Origin of the sequence: Georgenia subflava, from assembly GCF_009193155.1 — a bacterium.
GTDB lineage: Bacteria > Actinomycetota > Actinomycetes > Actinomycetales > Actinomycetaceae > Georgenia > Georgenia subflava.
Window position 1 is genome coordinate 1 of sequence record NZ_VUKD01000007.1, and the last position, 17,997, is coordinate 17,997.

General features: G+C 71.4%; 14 protein-coding genes. 4 read left to right on the forward strand and 10 right to left on the reverse strand.

The window, feature by feature from the left end; all coding sequences use genetic code 11:
* The 8 genes from GD748_RS17995 to rfbF all read right to left on the reverse strand — a co-directional run.
* Nucleotides 1-444: hypothetical protein (locus GD748_RS17995; protein WP_152196633.1), on the reverse strand; the 444-nt coding region annotated here is incomplete at its 3' end.
* A complete protein-coding gene (locus tag GD748_RS18000; protein WP_152196634.1) occupies nucleotides 441-1,373 on the reverse strand; it encodes a glycosyltransferase family 2 protein in 933 nt (310 codons plus the stop codon). The genes GD748_RS17995 and GD748_RS18000, both read right to left, overlap by 4 nt.
* 2 nt (nucleotides 1,374-1,375) lie before the next feature.
* The gene (locus tag GD748_RS18005; RefSeq protein WP_152196635.1) at nucleotides 1,376-2,314 is read right to left on the reverse strand and encodes a phytanoyl-CoA dioxygenase family protein; all 939 of its coding nucleotides are present in this window, start codon (nucleotides 2,312-2,314) and stop codon (nucleotides 1,376-1,378) included.
* Nucleotides 2,315-2,338: 24 nt separating this feature from the next.
* Entirely contained in the window at nucleotides 2,339-3,475 is a 1,137-nt protein-coding gene (locus GD748_RS18010; protein ID WP_152196636.1) for a class I SAM-dependent methyltransferase, read from the reverse strand.
* A complete protein-coding gene (locus tag GD748_RS18015) occupies nucleotides 3,472-4,662 on the reverse strand; it encodes a class I SAM-dependent methyltransferase (protein WP_152196637.1) in 1,191 nt (396 codons plus the stop codon). Before GD748_RS18015 ends, GD748_RS18010 begins: the two co-directional genes overlap by 4 nt.
* Complete coding sequence (locus tag GD748_RS18020) at nucleotides 4,659-5,891, reverse strand: class I SAM-dependent methyltransferase (protein ID WP_152196638.1); 1,233 nt, start codon at nucleotides 5,889-5,891, stop codon at nucleotides 4,659-4,661. The genes GD748_RS18015 and GD748_RS18020 overlap by 4 nt, the downstream gene beginning before the upstream one ends.
* Entirely contained in the window at nucleotides 5,884-6,930 is a 1,047-nt protein-coding gene (locus GD748_RS18025; RefSeq protein ID WP_152196639.1) for an NAD-dependent epimerase/dehydratase family protein, read from the reverse strand. The genes GD748_RS18020 and GD748_RS18025 overlap by 8 nt, the downstream gene beginning before the upstream one ends.
* A gap of 7 nt (nucleotides 6,931-6,937) precedes the next feature.
* Nucleotides 6,938-7,711, reverse strand: a complete 774-nt coding sequence (gene rfbF, locus GD748_RS18030) for a glucose-1-phosphate cytidylyltransferase (protein ID WP_152196640.1) — start codon at nucleotides 7,709-7,711, stop codon at nucleotides 6,938-6,940.
* A gap of 302 nt (nucleotides 7,712-8,013) precedes the next feature.
* Here rfbF and GD748_RS18035 point away from each other — a divergent pair, with 302 nt between their 5' ends.
* Nucleotides 8,014-9,909: an ABC transporter ATP-binding protein gene (locus GD748_RS18035; RefSeq protein WP_152196641.1), complete on the forward strand. Its 1,896-nt coding sequence runs from the start codon at nucleotides 8,014-8,016 to the stop codon at nucleotides 9,907-9,909.
* Between the two features lie 73 nt (nucleotides 9,910-9,982).
* Here the strand turns inward: GD748_RS18035 and GD748_RS18040 are convergent, their stop codons facing one another.
* Complete coding sequence (locus GD748_RS18040; protein WP_405002706.1) at nucleotides 9,983-11,971, reverse strand: ABC transporter ATP-binding protein; 1,989 nt, start codon at nucleotides 11,969-11,971, stop codon at nucleotides 9,983-9,985.
* 330 nt (nucleotides 11,972-12,301) lie between these two features.
* Between GD748_RS18040 and GD748_RS18045 the strand changes: the two genes are divergently transcribed.
* Nucleotides 12,302-13,576, forward strand: a complete 1,275-nt coding sequence (locus tag GD748_RS18045; RefSeq protein WP_152196642.1) for a glycosyltransferase family 4 protein — start codon at nucleotides 12,302-12,304, stop codon at nucleotides 13,574-13,576.
* Here the strand turns inward: GD748_RS18045 and GD748_RS18050 are convergent.
* The gene (locus tag GD748_RS18050; RefSeq protein ID WP_152196643.1) at nucleotides 13,515-14,996 is read right to left on the reverse strand and encodes a glucosamine inositolphosphorylceramide transferase family protein; all 1,482 of its coding nucleotides are present in this window, start codon (nucleotides 14,994-14,996) and stop codon (nucleotides 13,515-13,517) included. The genes GD748_RS18045 and GD748_RS18050 overlap by 62 nt on opposite strands.
* A 244-nt stretch (nucleotides 14,997-15,240) precedes the next feature.
* Between GD748_RS18050 and GD748_RS18055 the strand changes: the two genes are divergently transcribed.
* Nucleotides 15,241-16,503: a hypothetical protein gene (locus GD748_RS18055; protein ID WP_152196644.1), complete on the forward strand. Its 1,263-nt coding sequence runs from the start codon at nucleotides 15,241-15,243 to the stop codon at nucleotides 16,501-16,503.
* Nucleotides 16,500-17,750, forward strand: coding sequence for a hypothetical protein (locus tag GD748_RS18060; RefSeq protein WP_152196645.1), 1,251 nt, complete (start codon nucleotides 16,500-16,502; stop codon nucleotides 17,748-17,750). Before GD748_RS18055 ends, GD748_RS18060 begins: the two co-directional genes overlap by 4 nt.
* Nucleotides 17,751-17,997 lie beyond the last annotated feature (247 nt).

Below are 17,997 nucleotides of genomic sequence, written 5' to 3' on the forward strand. Positions count from 1 at the left end.
GACCGTGGACGCTGCATAGACCCGCAACGCGCTACCCGTGGAGTGGACATCGAACCGCAACCAGTTCTGCGCGTCCTGCACCACAGTCACACCCTGGACCTGGAACTTCACCGCAGGCAAAGAATCGAAGCCCACCTCAGCGACCAGATCAGAATCCGGAGCCACCTGAGTGACCCGCAACCCCCGATTCACACCCCACGCGTCATAGTTCGCCCCCGCCGGCACCGACAACGACAACCCCGCATTCGAGGTCCCGACCCCCTGGAAACCCACCTCACCCACACCCGCCGGATCCGAAACCGACCACACCGCCGGATCCAACACACCCGAGCTGAAGTCATCCGAAACCAGCACCGCCGGCACGGCTCCAGCAGGTGCGGCCAGCATCGGCACTGCAATGATCGATGAAAGCAGCAGTACCGCCAGCCGTGTCAGACGGGTCATGAAGTACTCCTGGTTCCTGGGGCGGGTGTCTGGGTTCGGGGCGGATCGGCGGTCTTTCGGAGCAGGAGTTGCGCACCCGCTTCTCTGACGAGGGCGCGACGGTTGGTCACTGCCCACCGCGTCACTGGTACGAGAGTGCGCAGCCGCTCGCCTGCGGACGCAGGGCCTGTGAGGGCAACGCGTCCGTACTCGCGGAGCAGGCGCCACCGCGGGGCGCTGCGGCGACCCTCCCAAGCGGGGTCGAACCAGATGTTTCGCGCTCTGGGGTCGGCGTACTGACGCACAGAGCGACCACCGTGCTGCCGGTGCTGAAAGAGGACCTCTGGTACTTCGTAGAAGCGGCCCAACAAGGACAGCTCCAGGAAGAGGGTCCGGTCGGATCCGGTGTACGGACCGATGAGCGAGGTCCTGAGCAGTTGGCGCCGCCGGGTGAGACCGAACGACTCCATGCACGGAGACGGTTCGCGCAACACAGACGATGCTCGGGCCGAGGGCTCTGACTGCGTGGCGTACCCGGGAAGGCGGTGCGCGTAGACAACAGCACCCATCTCATCGATATCGACCGCACGGGTGTAGGCCAACGACACACCTGCGTCCTCGTCGAGGACCTCGACACATCGCCTTAGGAACGCCGGTTTGATGACGTCGTCGTGTGCGGCCCACTTGAAGTACTCACCCCGGGCGAGGTCAACCAGGCGGTTGTAGTTCCAGGCCGCCCCGTGGTTGACCTCGCTCCGGTGGATGCGTACACGGCTGTCCCGGGCCGCGGCCGAACGGCAGATCTCGGCGGTCCGGTCGGTCGATCCGTTGTCCGCGAGGAGTAGTTCGAAGTCCTCGAAGTCTTGGACAAGAACCGACTCGATCGCGGCCTCGAGATAGTTCTCCCCGTTGTAGACGGGAAGTCCGATCGTGACCCGGGGCGAAGCCATCGTCAGGAAGCCCCCTCCGGCGCGTACACGAGCACCGCGCCCTCGGGGACCTCGCCGCTGTCGTACTGCGCCACGACCTCGTCGGGCATGGCGGCCTCGTCGGACATCCGGCGGAAGTCCCGCAGGGATGTTCCTTCGGGGTGGGAGTCGGCGTTCGGGGCAGCCCGGCCCGCGCGCAGGTCCGCAACGTTGACGGTGCGGAAATCGATGCTGAACCGGCTGCGGCCGGAGGTGTTCGGCACCGTCGAGTGCAGCTGCTGGGCGGAGAAGACGATCAGACCGCCGGGTGGGACGACGAAGCGGACCTGCGGGTCGCGCGGGAGATCCTCGGGCGGGTGCGGTTGCTTGCGCTCGTCTTTGTGGATCTGACTGGCGGCCTGGGCGCGGCCGACGGCGTTCCACTCGTAGTAGTTGAACTCTTCGGAGTGGTTCTCCACCGGCTTGTCCCAGAACGCCGGATGGAACGCCATCGAGCTCTCGGACTCGAACGGGTAGATCGGCATCCACCAGTTGAGCTGGGCCAGCGGCGCGCTCCACCACGTGTCGCGGTGCATCGGGTGCGCGTACCCGACGCCGGAGCTGAGGTAGGCGTCCGATGTCACCCCGCGTAGCCGGGGGACGTCAAGGTAGGTCTCCTCCAGATCGCAACCGAGGCCGGCGAGCACCTCGCGCATGAGCCCCTTCGTCTTGGGGTGGTGGATGAACCGCGGCTTGCACGGGCCGAAGATCTCGACCCACTGCTCCACGCTCATGTCGAACTGCGCGGTGACCGGGTCGTACGGCGCGAACGCCTCCTCGACCATCTCGGCGGCGAAGTCGCGCAGCGCGCGGGTGGCGTCCGTGGCGGTATAGAGGAATAGCTGGCCGTTGTAGAGCCTCTCTCGCCGGACCTCGTCCGGGACGTCGGCGTCGACAAAGACGGTGTTGTTGGTAGCAGACATGACGACCTTTCTTGTTGGTGAGTGTTAGACGGGGACGACGTCCGCCTCGACCCCGAGGTCGGCGAGTCCACGCGCAACCTCGGAGCAGTAGGCGGGGTTGGTGACGACCACGAGCGAGACGTCCGCCCCGGTCAGGTCGCCGGGCAGGCTGATGTGGTGCCCGCTGCCCGGCAGATAGTGCCCCGCCTTGCGGGGGTTGAGGTCGACGACCCGCATCCGTCCGGCGGGGTCAACGGCGTTGAGGAAGTTGGCACCCTTGGCCCCGGCACCCCACACGGCCACGTTGCTCTGCGGGCGCTGCCCGAACGCCTCCCGCCAGCGCGAGACCGCCTCACGCCATCGCCGCGAGAAGCCAGCGACCAGTTCGAGGTGGGCGGAGACGTCCCCGGCCACCGTGGCGTCCCGCTCGCCTGGCCGGGCTTCCACCGAGAGGAACTGCCCGTGGAAGGACCGGCGGATCGACTCGATCTCGAAACCGCACCGACGGACCAGCGCGCTCAGCGAGTTCTCGGAGAAGTAGGAGACGTGCGGGTAGATGCAGTCCCATAGCCCGTCGGGCCCGAAGTTGAACTCGGCCGCCGGCACCTCCAGGTAGAACACCGCGTCCTCGGGGGCCGTCTCGCGCAGTGCGATCAGCAGGTCCGCCGGGTCCTCGAGGTGCTCCAGGACGTGGCGGCACACGAGCAGGTCGTAGTGCTCGAGGTGCTGACCGGGCCGGTAGTAGTCGGCGACCAGCGTCACGCCAGCGACCTCTGTGCCCGGCTCGACGCTCGGGTCGTACCCGGTGCCGGTGTTCTCGCCCCGCCAGGCGAGCTCGGCCAGGAAGTCACCCTTGCCGGACCCGACTTCGACGACGTGCCTGCCGCGAACGTCGTAGCGCTCGACCAGGTGATCGACGAGCTCGTCCGCGTACCGCTGGAACGCCGGCGAGAAGTGCAGGGAGTTGTCGTAGTTGACGTCGTACTCGACCAGATCCGGGTCGAACGCGGTGTTCTGCACGTGTCCGCACATGGTGCAGACAGCTAGCGCGAGGGGTCCCTGCACCGCATTACGCGCACTCTCCCGGTCCGGGAAGAGGGCACCGGTGAGGACCGGGGTGAGCCCGAGGTCGGCGACCGGTGTGAGATCCGCCCCGCCGCACGCGAGACACGTGGCAGTCACAACGCCTCCAGCTGCGCGTCGACGCCCAACGCGCTCAGGTCGCGTCCGATCTCACCGAGATAGGTCTCGTTCATGGCGACGACGAGCTCGGGCCGGATCTCCTTGAGCGTGGCCGGCGGCACGATGAGGTGACCGGTGCCGGCCATGTAGCGGTCGTGCTTGTACGGGTTGATGTCGACGGCCGCGTCCACCAGCGCGCCGTCGGCACCGAGCGCGGAGAGAAAGGCGACGCCCTTGGAGCCGGAGCCCCAGATGACGCTGCGCCCGCCGGCCGCGGCCACCTCGCGCGACCGGCTCCGCCAGTGGTCGAGCATCTCGGCGTGCGCGGCGGCGAAGCGAGCGGTGCTCGCGGCCAGCTCCGCCTGGTCGTCCTCGATGTCGAACGGCTCGCCGGGCACGGGCACCGTGGCCGGCCGCGCCTCGATGAGAAGGTACTGGTCGTCGTAGGCGCGGGACAGACCCACCACCTCGAAGCCGGTCGCCCGGAAGAGGCGGGCGAGCGAGCCGGCGGTGAAGTACGAGCAGTGCTCGTAGTAGACGTCCCAGAAGGCGCCCTCATCGAGCACCCGCCGGGTGTCCGGGAGCTCGAACAGCACGATCGTGTCGGTCCGCTCACCGATCGCGGCTCGGACCTGACGCATCCACTCGCCCACCGGGGCGATGTGCTCGAGCGTGTGCCGGCACACGACCGCATCGGCGTCGAGGTCGGGCAGGTCCTCGGGGAAGAAGCCCGCGATCCACTCGGTGCGGTCGCGCACGTCCTCGGGCACCCGCTCGGGGTGCACGCCGGGGTCGATACCGACGCCGCTGGCAGCGCCGGCGCGCACCATCTCGACGAGGAACTCGCCCTTTCCGCAGCCGATCTCGGCGACCCGCCGGCCGACGAGGTCGTACCGCTGGAGCCAGTCGGTCGCGAGCTCGGTGATGAACTGCTGGAAGCGCGCGGAGAACCCCTGGGTCTCCTCGTAGTCGGGAGAGTACGAGGTGAGCGCCGGGTCGAACAGCTGGTTCCAGACGAATCCGCAGCCCGGGCACAGCACGAGCGCGAGGTCACCTGTGGGGAAGCCGAGGGCGCTGTCCCGGTCTGTCACCAGCAGGCAGCTGTTCACGGGGATGCCGGACCTGCGGTAGAACGGCTCGACCGCGGGCGTCGCGCACGCCGGGCAGGACGTCGACGGACCGGTCATGACAGCACCGCCGGCACCGGGACCGGGCGGATGAACTGCCCGCCGCGCCGCACGTACTCCGCCTGCTGGCGGACGATCTCGTCGGTGAAGTTCCAGGCGAGGATCAGCACGTAGTCGGGCTGCTCCTCGAGCAGCGCCTCGGTCGGCCGGATCGGCACGTGCACGCCCGGCATGTACTTGCCGTGCTTGTAGGTGTTGCGGTCGACGACGAAGTCGAGCGTCTCGGTGCCCAGGCCGACGTAGTTGAGCATGGTGCTGCCCTTGGCGGCCGCGCCGTACGCGGCGACGCGTCCGCCGTCGGCCTTGACGGCCTCGAGCATCTCGCGCAGCTTCACCTTGGTCTGCTCCACCCGGTGGCCGAAGTCGGCGTAGAACTCGAAGGTGTCCACCCCGGCCTTCTGCTCGAGCAGGAGCACCCGTCGTGCCTCGCTGGAGACGTCCTCCTGCTTGCCGATGTGCCAGCGCAGGGTGCCGCCGTGCAGGTCGGGGAAGTACTCGACGTGGTTGAGGTACATCCCGTGGCGACGCACCAGCGCGTCCACCGAGGTGCAGGAGTAGTAGTAGAAGTGCTCGTGGTAGATGGTGTCGAACTCGCCGTTGTCGACGAGGTCCTTGACCCACGGGTTCTCCACCGTGACGAGCCCGTCGTCGGCGAGCAGCTCGGCGATCCCGCCGACGAAGTCGTTGAGCGCCGGGACGTGCGCCATGACGTTGTTGGCGACGATGACGTCGGCCGGGCCGTGCTCGGCACGCAATCGGCGGGCCAGGTCGACGCCGAAGAACTCCTCCACGGTGGTGACGCCCACCTCACGCGCCGCCTGCGCCTGGTCGGGCGCCGGGTCGACCCCCACGGCGCGGATGCCGTGGGACACGAAGTTCTTCAGGAGGTAGCCGTCGTTGCTCGCGAGCTCGACGACCAGGCTCGAGGAGTCCAGCTCGCGGGAGGCGATCAGCGTCTCGGCGTGCTCCTTGGCGTGCCTGAGCAGCTGGTCCGAGAACGAGGAGAAGTAGAGGTAGTTGTCCACGAAGAGCTGCTCGGGCGGGACGTCCTCGAGGATCTGCACGAGCGTGCACCCGGCGCAGAAGACGACGTCGAGCGGGAAGACCTCGCACGCCTGGCCGAGCCGGTCGGCGCTGACCAGCGCGTCCGGCAGCGGCGTGTGGCCCAGCGACAGGAAGGGCTTGAGCTCCGTGCTTTCGCACGAGCGGCAGGCGACGACGTCAGGCACGGGTCGCCTCGAGGCTCGTGACGCGCAGGTCGGACGAGACCCGGCCGTCGCCCTGCAGCTCGCGGATATGCTTGATCCGCTGCAGGTGCGGTCCGACGAGCTGCTCCTCGGTGAGACCACCCTGCAGGTACGCGTCGTAGAGCTCCTCGGCACCGGTACGCACGGTCCATCTCGGCTGGAACTCCGGCAGCTCACGTGCGATCAGCGAGCAGTCCACCCGGTAGTTGCGCTTGTCCGCGCCGGCGCCGTCGGCGAAGCTCACCGTCGCACCGGGCACGACCTCGGCGACGATCTCGGCGACGTCCCGGATCCGGTAGGTCTCGTCGGTGCGGCCGACGTTGTACGCCTTGAGGTGGACCAGCTCGCGGGGGGCCTCGAGGACGGCGAGGAACGCGCGCGCGATGTCCTCGATATGCACCAGAGGCCGCCAGGGTGTGCCGTCGCTCTTGAGCAGCACCTGTCCCGTGGTCACCGCGTAGCCGACCAGGTTGTTGACCACGAGGTCGCCGCGCAGCCGCGGGGAGACGCCGTAGGCGGTGGCGTTGCGCAGGAACGTCGGGCTGAAGTCGTCGTCGGCGAGCGGTGCCAGGTCACGCTCGGCGAGCACCTTCGACTCCCCGTAGGGGGTGACGGGGTAGAACTGAGCGGTCTCGTCCAGCGGCGCGTCGCCGTGCGCGCCGTAGATGCTGCAGGACGACGAGAACGCGAACCGGGACACGCCAGCCGCCTTGGCCATGGTGGCCACGTGGACGGTGGCGCAGTGGTTGATCTCGTAGGTCACCTCCGGGTTGAGGTCACCCAGCGGGTCGTTCGAGATGCCGGCGAGGTGGACGACGGCGTCGATGCCGTCGAAGTGCTCGGGACGCAGGTCCCGGATGTCCATCCAGAGCTCCGCATCGGCGGCGCCGGTGTCCGCCGTGAAGGCACAGTCCGAGAACAGGCCGCTGTCCACCCCGACGACCTCGTGCCCCGCCTGCTTGAACAGGGGGACGAGGCGGGTGCCGATGTAGCCGTCGTGGCCGGTGACGAGGACGCGCATGCTGTTTCTACTCCCAGGTCTTCCAGGGCGCCGTTTCGGTGCGCCAGAGCTCTTCGAGGATGTGCTTCTCACGGACGGTGTCCATGCACTGCCAGAACCCGGTGTGGTGGTAGGCCATCAGCTGCCCGTCCCTGGCCAGGTTCTCGAGGGGTTCCTTCTCGAACTGGGTGTCGTCGCCGTCGATGTAGGAGAAGACCTCGGGCTCCAGGACGAAGAACGCCCCGTTGATCCATCCCTCACCGATCTGGGGCTTCTCCGAGAACTCCACGATCGTGTCGCCCTGCGTGACGATGTGGCCGTACCGGGCGGGAGGGCGCACCGCGGTGAGAGTGGCGATCCTGCCGTGCGAGCGGTGGAAGGCGAGGAGGGCGTCGAGGTCGACGTTGCTGACGCCGTCGCCCCACGTGAGCATGAAGGTCTCCTCACCCACCCAGGGCTGGAGGCGTTTGATGCGGCCGCCGGTGTTGCTGTGCGGTCCGGTGTCGACGACGTCGACCGCCCAGTCCTCGCTGACGCCCTGCCCGTGCAGGCGCACCTCGCCGGTGCGCGGGCGCACGCTCACGTCGGCGGACAGCGTTGCGTAGTCGAGCATCCAGCGTTTGATGACCTCGCCCTTGTAGCCGACGGCGATCACGAACTCGTTGTGCCCGTACTGCAGGTAGTGACGCATGATGTGCCAGAGGATCGGACGCCCGCCGATCTCCACCATCGGCTTGGGGCGGAGCACCGTCTCCTCGGCGAGCCTGCTGCCGAGTCCCCCGGCGAGAATTGCCGTCTTCACTTCACTCCCCGGTCGTGGTTGTCGGTCTCGATCGAGATCCGCTGCATTTTTGAACGTAGGGCGGCCCGTTCCACCTCAGCGACGAAGTTCGGGTGATCGTCGGGGGACGACCCCGGGTGAGACCAGGGTGATGGCGGGCGGGGCCGTGCGGGCGGCGTCCGCACCCGGCTCAGGACGTACGTCGCGCGTGCCGGCCTCGGGAACGCAGGTGTCGCGGTGAACCGGCCACGGGCCGCGCCCGGAGTTGTTTGAATGGCTCCAGCCATCCGAGGACAGCAGGACCGGAAGAGACGAGGAACCCGATGGACGACGACGTCGTCGACTCGCTCGACCTGAAGGTCCAGGCGCGGTCGCAGCGCAAGTCGCTCGGGCGGCTCTCCCGCCTGATCGGGAGCAGCGTGGCGCTCGTCTGGTCCGCCGGACGTGGCCTGTTCGTCACGCTCATCACGCTGCAGGTGCTCGTGGCCCTGGCGCTGGCAGGCCAGGTGCTGGCCGTCCAGGCCGTGCTCGGCGCGATCCTCGAGGTGCCGGGCGGCGGGACGGGCGCCGACAAGATCGTCCCGCCGATCCTCCTGCTCGCCGGCCTGACGGCCGCGACGTCGATAGCCGGTGCCGTCCAGGGCCACTTGCAGCGGCTGCTCGGTGAGGCCGTCGCACGGGTGATGTGGGGACGGCTGCTCGACGTCGCCACCGGCGTGAGCCTCCGCCACTTCGAGTCGCCCCAGTTCTACAACCGGCTCAACCGCGTCCAGACCAACGCGCTCGTCCGCCCCTACCAGGTCAGCCAGGGGCTGCTGACGATGGCCGGTGCCCTGGCCGCGAGCATCGGCGTCGGGGCCGCGCTGGTGAGCATCTCCCCGGTCCTTCTGCCGCTGATCCTGCTGGGTGGGGTTCCGGTGCTGCTGACCAGCCGGCGCGAGTCCAGGCTCGAGTTCGACTTCTCGGTCCGTCAGACGCCGGCCATACGGCTGCGCACCTACCTCACGTTCCTCCAGACCGGACGGGACGAGGCCAAGGAGGTACGCGCGTTCGGGCTGGCCGGCTGGCTGCGTGCCCGGTTCGACGACATCTACAGCACTTACCTGGTGGATCTGACGGCTCACGTCCGCCGCAGGTCCGTGCTGAGCGTGATCGGTCATCTGGGGGCCGCGATCATGCTGGCCGCGACCCTCGTCCTCCTGGTGTGGCTGATCAGCGAGGGCACGATCGGCATCGCGGCCGCGGGGGCGGCCATCGTGGCGATCCGGATGCTCGCCGGCCAGGTGAAGGCCCTCTTCGGGGGCATGCAGACGATCTTCGAGTCAGGACTCTTCCTCGACGACCTCGCGGAGTTCCTCGCGCTCGGGTCGGCCACCACGAACGAGGAGGCTGGTGAGGAGGCGCCGACGAGCTTCGAGACGATCGGCGTCGACCACGTGACGTTCGGCTACCCGGGCTCGGACGCGCCCGTGCTCCACGACGTCACCATCGATCTGCGCGCGGGCGAGGTCGTGGCGCTCGTCGGGGAGAACGGGTCCGGGAAGACGACGCTGGCCAAGCTGATAGCCGGGCTGTACGAACCGGACTCCGGCCGCATCACGTGGGACGGGAGGGACGTGCGCGTCTTCCGTTCCGGCAGCGTCCGGGACCGGATCACCGTCGTCTTCCAGGACTTCGTCCGCTACGCCTTCACCGGGCAGGAGAACATCGCCGTCGGCCGCGTGGACCAGCCGGTCGACCGGGCACGGGTTCGCGACGCCGCCGACGCCGCCGGGGCCGCCGGGCTGCTCGAGCAGCTGCCGGACGGGTACGACACCATCCTGTCCAGGATGTTCACGGGTGGGCGTGACCTCTCGGGCGGTCAGTGGCAGCGCGTCGCGCTCGCGCGGTCGTTCTACCGCGACGCCCCGCTGGTCATCCTCGACGAGCCGTCCGCCTCGCTCGACCCGCGCGCCGAGCACGAGCTGTTCTCCACCCTGCGCAGCGCGCTGCACGGACGGACGGCATTGTTCATCTCCCACCGGTTCTCGACGGTCCGCGGCGCCGACCGGATCTACGTCCTCGACGGCGGCAGGGTGGTGGAGCAGGGCACGCACGAGGAGCTCATGGCTGTGGACGGGCGCTACGCGGACCTCTTCAGGCTGCAGGCCGACGCCTACGTCAGCCAGAACGGTGCCTCGACCATGACGGGGCCGGCCCCGGAGGCCGCACCGAGGTGAGCTCCGCGCAGCCGCGGGGATAGGCGCACGTGCAGGACGCCGGCACGACTCTGAGCCGTCCGCCCGCTCGGGCTCACTCCGCCTGCGCGAACTGGGTCTCGTAGAGCTCGGCGTACAGCCCGCCGGCGGCGAGCAGCTCGGCGTGCGTCCCCCGCTCGACGACCCGCCCCGCGTCGAGGACGACGATCACGTCGGCCCGGCGCACGGTGGAGAGCCGGTGGGCGATGACGATCGAGGTGCGCCCGACCATCGCCGAGTCCAGCGCGGCCTGCACGGCAGCCTCGGACTCGGAGTCCAGGTGCGCCGTCGCCTCGTCCAGGACGACCACCCGGGGCGAGCGCAGCAGGAGCCGGGCGATCGCGACCCGCTGCTTCTCCCCGCCGGAGAGGCGGTGCCCGCGGTCCCCGACCACCGTGTCGAGCCCGGCGGGCAGCCGTCGCACCAGCGGCTCGACGTGCGCGGCGCGCAGCGCAGTGAACAGCTCCGCGTCGGTGGCGTCCGGCCGGGCGTAGAGCAGGTTGGCGCGCACCGTGTCGTGGAAGAGGTGCGCGTCCTGGGTGACGACGCCGACCGCGTCGTGCAGGCTCGCCTCGCGCACGGTGCGCACGTCCAGGCCGCCCACCCGCACGACGCCGGCGGTCGGGTCGTACAGCCTGGCCACCATCGTCGACAGCGTGGTCTTCCCGGCACCGGAGGGTCCCACCAGCGCCAGCATCGAGCCGGGCTCCACCCGGAAGGAGACGCCCTTGAGCACCTCCTCCTCGGCGGGGCGAAGCACCGGCCCGGCGGCGCCGTCGCCGTCGTCGGCCGTGCCGTCACCCTCGTACCCAGTGCCGCCGTCGTCGCCCGTGCCGTCGGCGCCGGACCGCCCGCCTACCGTCCGCACGCCCTCGAGGGACGCCAGGGAGACCAGCTTCGCGCCCGGGTAGGCGAAGCGGACGTCGTCGAGCTCGACGGACAGCGGGCCGGTCGGCAGGTCCACGGCGTCGGGCGCGTCGGTGATGAGCGGGCGCAGGTCGAGGACCTCGAAGACCCGCTCGAAGCTGACGAGGGCGCTCATGACGTCGACCTGGACGTTGCTCAGCGCGGTCACCGGCCCGTAGAGCCGCCCGAGCAGGCCGGCGAAGGCCACCAGGGTGCCGATCGTGACCGTCCCGGCGATCGCCAGCACGCCGCCGACGCCGTAGACCAGAGCGGTGGCCAGCGACGCCATCGCCCCGAGCGCGGCGAAGAAGACACGGCTCGACATGGCGGTGCGGATGCCGATGTCGCGCACGTCGTCGGCACGGGAGGCGAACTCCGCCTCCTCGCGGGCCGGGGTCCCGAAGAGCTTCACCAGCAGGGCGCCACCGACGTTGAACCGCTCGGTCATCCGGTTGCCGAGCTCGGCGTTGAGCTCCATGCCCTCCCGGTTCAGGCGGGCCAGCCGCCTGCCGACCCGTCGGGCGGGCAGCAGCAGGAGCGGGACGACGGCGAGCGCCAGCACGGTGATCTGCCACGAGAGAGCGAGCATCGTGATCAGCACGACGACCACGGAGATCACGTTGGACACCACACCCGAGAGGGTCGAGGTGAACGCGCGCTGGGCACCGATGACGTCCGAGTTCAGCCGGGTCACCAGCGAACCGGTCTGGCTGCGCGTGAAGAAGGCGATCGACTGGCGCTGCACGTGGGCGAAGACGTCGGTGCGCAGGTCGTAGATCAGGCCCTCGCCGATACGGGTCGAGAACCAGCGCTGCAGCACCCCGAGCGCCGCCTCGGCGACCGCGACCACGGCCACCAGGCTGGCGAGGAGCACGACGAGGCGGCGGTCGCCGTCCGCGACGCCGTCGTCGATGATGCGCTGGAGCAGCAGCGGCGTCGCGACGACGAGCAGCGCCGCGAGCACCACGAGCAGCAGGAACCAGGCGATCTGGAGGCGGTAGGGGCGGGCGTAGCGCACCACGCGACGGGTCGTGCCGGGGGCCAGCCGGTGGTCCTTGACGGCGGAGTCCTGGCGCAGGGTCCGCCCGTACCCGCCGGGCCCGCCCATACCGCCGTGGCCCATCCCGCCCATCGACATCGGCGCCTCCGTCCCCTCGTCCCGGAGCCCGACCGGGCACACCGCCGCACCAGGCTAACCCGCCACGGTTCGGCGGCTTCACGGCGTCGCGAGGGCGCGCGGCCGGACAGCCGTAGGGCATCGGGCGGCGAACGGGCCAGCCGGTGTCACGTGCGCGGCGGGCTCCGGCACGCGGCGGGGCCGGGCCCGCGTCCTCGCAACCGGAACCGTCCCGAACCCGCCCGCCCGTCCGCCGTCGTGCGCGATGATGGCGGCCACCACGACGGCGTGCTGCGGGCGCGAGATCGAGCAGCTCCGTCGGCGCCCGATCGAGGAGCAGTCGGAGGAACCATGGCGCGCACCCGGCCCCAGGCACCCGACGGCCCGGCCCGCCGCATCGTCGTCGTCCATCCGTCCCCGGACGTGTACGGCTCGGACCTCCAGCTCGTGGAGAGCGTCGCCGGCCTGGTCGCGCACGGCTGGCTGCCCGAGGTCGTGCTCCCCGCCGACGGACCGCTGAGAGCGCTGCTGGAGGAGCACGGCGCCGGGGTGCGCATCCGTGACTTCCCGGTGCTGCGCCGGGCCCTGCTGCGCCCCCGGGCGCTCGCCCGCCTCGTCGCCGGCTCCCCCGCCACCGTCTGGCGCCTGCGCGGCGAGCTGCGCCGTTCCGGGGCCGCCGCCGTCTACGTCAACACGCTGACGATCCCGCTGTGGCTGGTGGCCGCCCGAGCCGCCGGCCTGCCGGTGATGTGCCACAGCCACGAGGCCGAGCTGGTCGCGCGGCCGCTCCAGCTCGCCCTCACCGCGCCGCTGCTGCTGGCCGACCGTGTGGTCGCCAACAGCGAGGCCACCCGGGCCGTGCTGACCACCACGGTCCCGCGCCTCGCCCCGCGCGTCGTCGTCGTGCCCAACGGGATACCCGACGCCGGGCCGCCGGCACCGCTGCGCCGTCGGCGGGCCGGCGACGAGCTCCGGCTGGCGCTCGTCAGCAGGCTCTCCCCGCGCAAGGGCATCCACGTCGCGGTCGACGCGGTGGCCAGGCTGCGGCACCAGGGGCGCCCGGTGACCCTCGACATCTGCGGCAGCACGTTCCCGGGCTACGAGTGGTACGAGCGCGAGGTGCGGGCCCAGGTCCAGGACTCCGGCCTCGCCGGCGCCGTGACCTTCCACGGGTACGTGTCCCCGACGCGGCCCCTGCTGGACGACGCCGACGCCGTGCTCGTCCCCTCGTTCGGGGAGTCCTTCGGCAACGTGGCGGTCGAGGGCATGCTCGCCGGCCGCCCGGTCGTCGCGTCCGACGTCCAGGGGCTCGCCGAGGTGATCACCGACGGGCGCTCGGGCGTCCTCGTCGAGCCGGGTTCGGCGGAGCAGCTGGCTGGTGCGGTCGCCGCCCTCGCCGACGACCCGGAGCGCGCCGCCCGGCTGGCCCGGGAGGGACGCCAGGAGGCGACGACCAGGTTTGGTGTCGACCCCTACCGTGCCCGCATCGCGGAGCTGGCGTCGCAGGTCGCCGGGCGCGACCACCGACAGGACGAGAACCCGCAGCGGCGGCCGGGCCGCCCGCTCAGCGTCGACCGGGCCAGGCCAGGTGCCGGAAGCGGGGCGAGTAGGCCGAGCCGTCGATGACCTCCAGCCGGCCGGCACGGTTCAGCGTGTGCAGCCGGCTGCCCGGCCACCCCGGCCCCGGCCGGAGGTTCGCGACCACCCGCTGCGCGAAACCCGTCTCGTCCAGGCGGGTGATCTCGGCCAGGGCGAGGGCGGCGCCGTACCCCTGACGTCCGTCCTGCACCGGGCGGACGAGGCGGCCGTCCCGGTGGACCACCCGGCCGGCCGGGCGCGCCGCCGCGATGTCGATGAGCACAGGGTTGCGCGGGTGCGGCGTCCACGGCCCCTGCAGCCGGTCGGCCCACCAGAGATGGAGTGCGTCGGACCAGGAGCCGCCGTGCCGGACCGTGGCGCTGAGCCACCAGCGTCCGGCGTGCCGGAACGGGGTCGCGTCACTGACCTCCATCCCCTCCAGCAGCACCTCTTCCAGGGCCCACCCGGCGGGGAACCCGGTCGCCCGGTACAGCTCGAGCGTCCCCGCCCCGGAGGTCTCCGGGATCATCCACAGCGCCCCGTCGTCCTCGAGCACGAACGGGTAGGACAGGTGGGTGCGGTGCTCGAGCACGGGCCGCGGGACGCCGGCCGGACCGTCGGCGCCGAGCTCGACGACGGAGACCACGCCACGGCCGAGCCGGTGGTCGAAGTCCTCGACGAACAGGTACGTCCGCCCGTCGACGACGATCGGGAAGGGGTCGGCGTAGAAGTGGAGGCCGTCGTCGGCGAGCTCGCGCCAGCCCGACGGCGGCAGGGCACCCAGGTCGACGACGTCCGGCCCGTCGACCCATCGCCACCCCACGCGCCAGTGCGGGGCGCGGTACAGCAGCCGGTACACGCGGTGCACGGCGGCCCGGGCGAGCGACCGGCCGGCATGCCGGAGGACCTCGCCACGCCCGACGGCGCCAGGTGCGCCGTCGTCGGCGATGTCCGGCGTGCGCTCACCGTCGAGCGCGGCGCCGAGGAGCTGCGTCGCCCCGGCGAGGACGTCCTCGAAGGCGGCCACCGTCACGCCGGGGTACTCACTGCCCGGGCGACCCGCGACGAGCGTGCCCCCGGCCAGGTCGACGACCCGCACGACCGGCACCCGCCCGGCCAGCAGCGCAGCCAGCAGGGCGTCCTCACCGGTGGCGCCGTCGAACGTCACCTGCCAGGTAGGGACGGCGGCGTCGACGTCACCGACGAGGTCGAGCACCACGTCGGCGTGCGGCCACCCGTCGAGGTAGGGCCCGAAGACGTCCGGGCCCACGGTCGCGGACCGGCCCCGCGGCAGCCCGTGCAGCACCCGCTCGAGCGCGAAGAGCCGCTCCACCTCGGCCGACGCCGGCGGCGGACCCTCGCGCCACCGGACACCGACCGCGAGGTCCGGGCGCGCGGCCAGCGCGGAGACGAGCTCGAGGTGCCAGTCGCGGACCGCGCGGCGGTCGAGTCGGACTGCGAGGCGCACGACGGACCCCCTCGGTGCAGCGGCGCCCGGGTGGGACCGGGAGGCCCATGCTAGAGGCGCGCACGTGCGACGGGAGGGCTTTCGTGCGCCGACTGCGCGGCCGTCCGACCGGGTGCGAGCCCGCGTCCCGGTCATCCCTCGACGGGACCTCGCGCTCGGCGCACAGATCGCCCCCGCGCCGCGCACGATCGGTCTACCTTGGCACCCATCAGCGTTCTCCCCGCCGTGCCGAGAGGGTGTGACGATGCTGCAGCGCCTGCGTCCGGCTCTCTCGCGCCTCCCCCTTCAGGCGTTCGGCGCGCTCGCGGGTCAGCTGACCCTCGCGCTCAGCAGCCTCGCCCTCCAGGTCGGCGCGAGCCGGGAGCTCGGGGCGGACGGGTTCGGCACCTATGCCCTCCTCTTCGGTGCGATCGTCATGGCGACCGCGCTGACGACCGGGCTGCTCGGCGACTCGCTCACGGTCCTGGACCGCCACGACCGCGCGATCCGCGTCGCGCTGCTCCGGCTCGCCGCCGTGCTCGTGAGCGTCCTGGCCGTGACCGGCTTCGGCGTGGCACGCACGGAGCTCTCGACCACCACGGCGCTGCTCTTCGCGCTGGCGCTGGGTGCCTTCGTCCTCGCCGATCTCGGCCGCCGGATGCTGATGGCCAACCTGCGGTTCTGGAGCCTCGTGCTGGTCGACGCGGTCGGGCTCGTGGCCATGCTGGCGTTCCTGGCCGTCTCCGAGCTCACCGGAGCACTGACTCTCGACAGCTTCCTCGCGGCCCTCGCCATCGGCCAGATCGTCGCGGCCCTCCTCGCCCTGACGCGGCTGCCGGTGGCCGAGCGCACCGTCCACGTGCGCGGGCCGGGGAACTACCGGGCGGTCGTGGCGTACGGCTCGTGGCGGGCGGTGCAGCAGTTCGTGCGGCCGACGATGCTGAACGCGGCCCGCGCGGCGGTGCTGGTCGTCGGCGGCGCGGCGGCCGTCGGCGAGCTCGAGGCAGCCCGCGTCTTCGTGGCACCGGCGATGCTGCTGGTGCAGGGGTTCGGTTCCTACCTGTTCTCCTCCTACGCTGCCGACCGTGCCCGGGGGCCCCGGACCCTCCTGCGGCGCGCCGACCGCGCCGCCGCGATCATGCTCGCCGGCGCGGTGGTCGTCGGCGGGGCTGCCGGCCTGCTCCTCCCCCACGTCGGGCCGCTGCTCACCGCCGGCAAGTTCGAGATCGCGCTGGTGGCCGCGCTCGGCTGGGCCTGCTACGCCGCGTCGTGCGCGGCGGTGCTCCCCTACGGGAGCCTGGCAGCGGTCCAGGGCCGGCAGCAGTGGGTCCTGGTCATCCGGGTCGCCGACTCGGTGCTGGCCCTCGGGCTCGTCGCCCTCGTGCTCCTTGGGCTCGGCGCCGACCCGGACCTGATGCCCTGGTTGCTGTCCGTCGGGTCGTTCGTCGGCGGGTTCCTGTGCCGTCAGCTGCTGCTGCGGCCGGGAGCGCGCATGGCCAGCACCGCGCCTGTCGAGGTGGCGGTATGACCACGCAGCAGCTCGACCGCACGGCGCTCGCACCCGAGCCCGCCGTCCGCGCGTTCACCATGAAGCCGTTCCTGCTGTTCCTCACGTGTCTGCTACTGGTCGTCTCCTCCGTGGCCTGGCGCCGGGGCACCTTCTACGAGGGCGGCATCGACGCCGTGGTCGTGGCCAAGGCGGTCCTCACCACGGCGGCCGCCGTGCTGGCCCTGCTGATGAGGCGGCCGCCCGGCGCGTGGGCCAAGATGCGCGCCGCCCCGGTCCTCTGGCTCGGGGCATACCTCCTCATCTCCGTCGTCGGCGGCGTCATCAACGCCGACGGGCTGCCGGCGGTCGTGCTGGCAGGTCGGCTCGCGCTCCTAGCGTTCACACTGGTGCTGATCACCGTCAGCTATCCGTGGCACGCGGTGATCAGCGCGCTGAGCAGCGCCATGCTCCTGCTGGCCCTCGTCGGGGCGGCCACCGGAGTCGCATCCGTCACGGCGACCGGACGGCTCTACGGCGGGATCCCGCCGCTGAACGCCAACGCGATCTGCCTCCTCGTGAGCGTCCCGGTCATCGTGCTGACCTGGAAAGCGGTCCACGGCGCCGCCTCTCGCCTCGAGCTCGCGGCGCTGGTACCTCTGCTCGGGCTCATCTGGTTGACCGGCTCACGGACCGGCCTCGCCGTGCTGATCTGCGTGCTCGCGCTGCTCCTGGTCGCGGCCCGCCAGGTCCCGGCCCTGGTCGTCGGCGCGGTCGCGCTCGCCGGCGCCGCAGTGGTGTTCGTCGGCGCGCTCACCCCGTACATCGCGGCCTACGTCGGCCGCGGGAACCTCGCCGAGCTCTCCACGCTGAACTCGCGCACCGTCGCCTGGCGCGCCGCCCTCGACTACGCCGACACCCTCTCGGAGCAGGTCGTCGGGAACGGGCTCGCCCTCAAGCAGATCCCCGTCACCGCGCTCTACCGCAACGAGCAGATCCTGGACAGCTCCTGGGTCTCGGCCTTGATCCAGGTCGGGTACGCGGGGAGCGTGATCCTGCTGCTGTTCGTGCTCGCCACCCTGCTGCGCGCATTCCGGCTGCCGCTGCCGGAGCGGCTGCTGATCGGGGCCCTCGCTCTGCTCGTCACGCTGGTGAGCGTGCTCGAGAGCGGGCTGTTCGACACGGCACCGGCGTTCATCATCTTCTTCACGACGGCGCTGCTCGCGCACCGGGTCGTGGACCCGCCGGGTGACGCCGTCGGTGCCCGTCCCGCATCCTCCACGGACTGACCGCGCCATCCGTTCGTGCTCGTCGCGCGACTCCCCTCGAGCCCGGCGGCACGCGACTTTGCGGTTCCCCGGGGAAGCGACGTCGTGGCCCGTCTACGCCGCGGCGAGGTGTCTCGTCACCGCGAGGGCGATGTTGCCGGTACGCGCCGGGGTCGGCGATGGTGCCGGAGCCCGCCGAGGCGAGGGCAACGGGGAGCCACGTCCGGGCACCGACGCCGCAACGTTCCTCGGGCGACGCGTCAGGTCG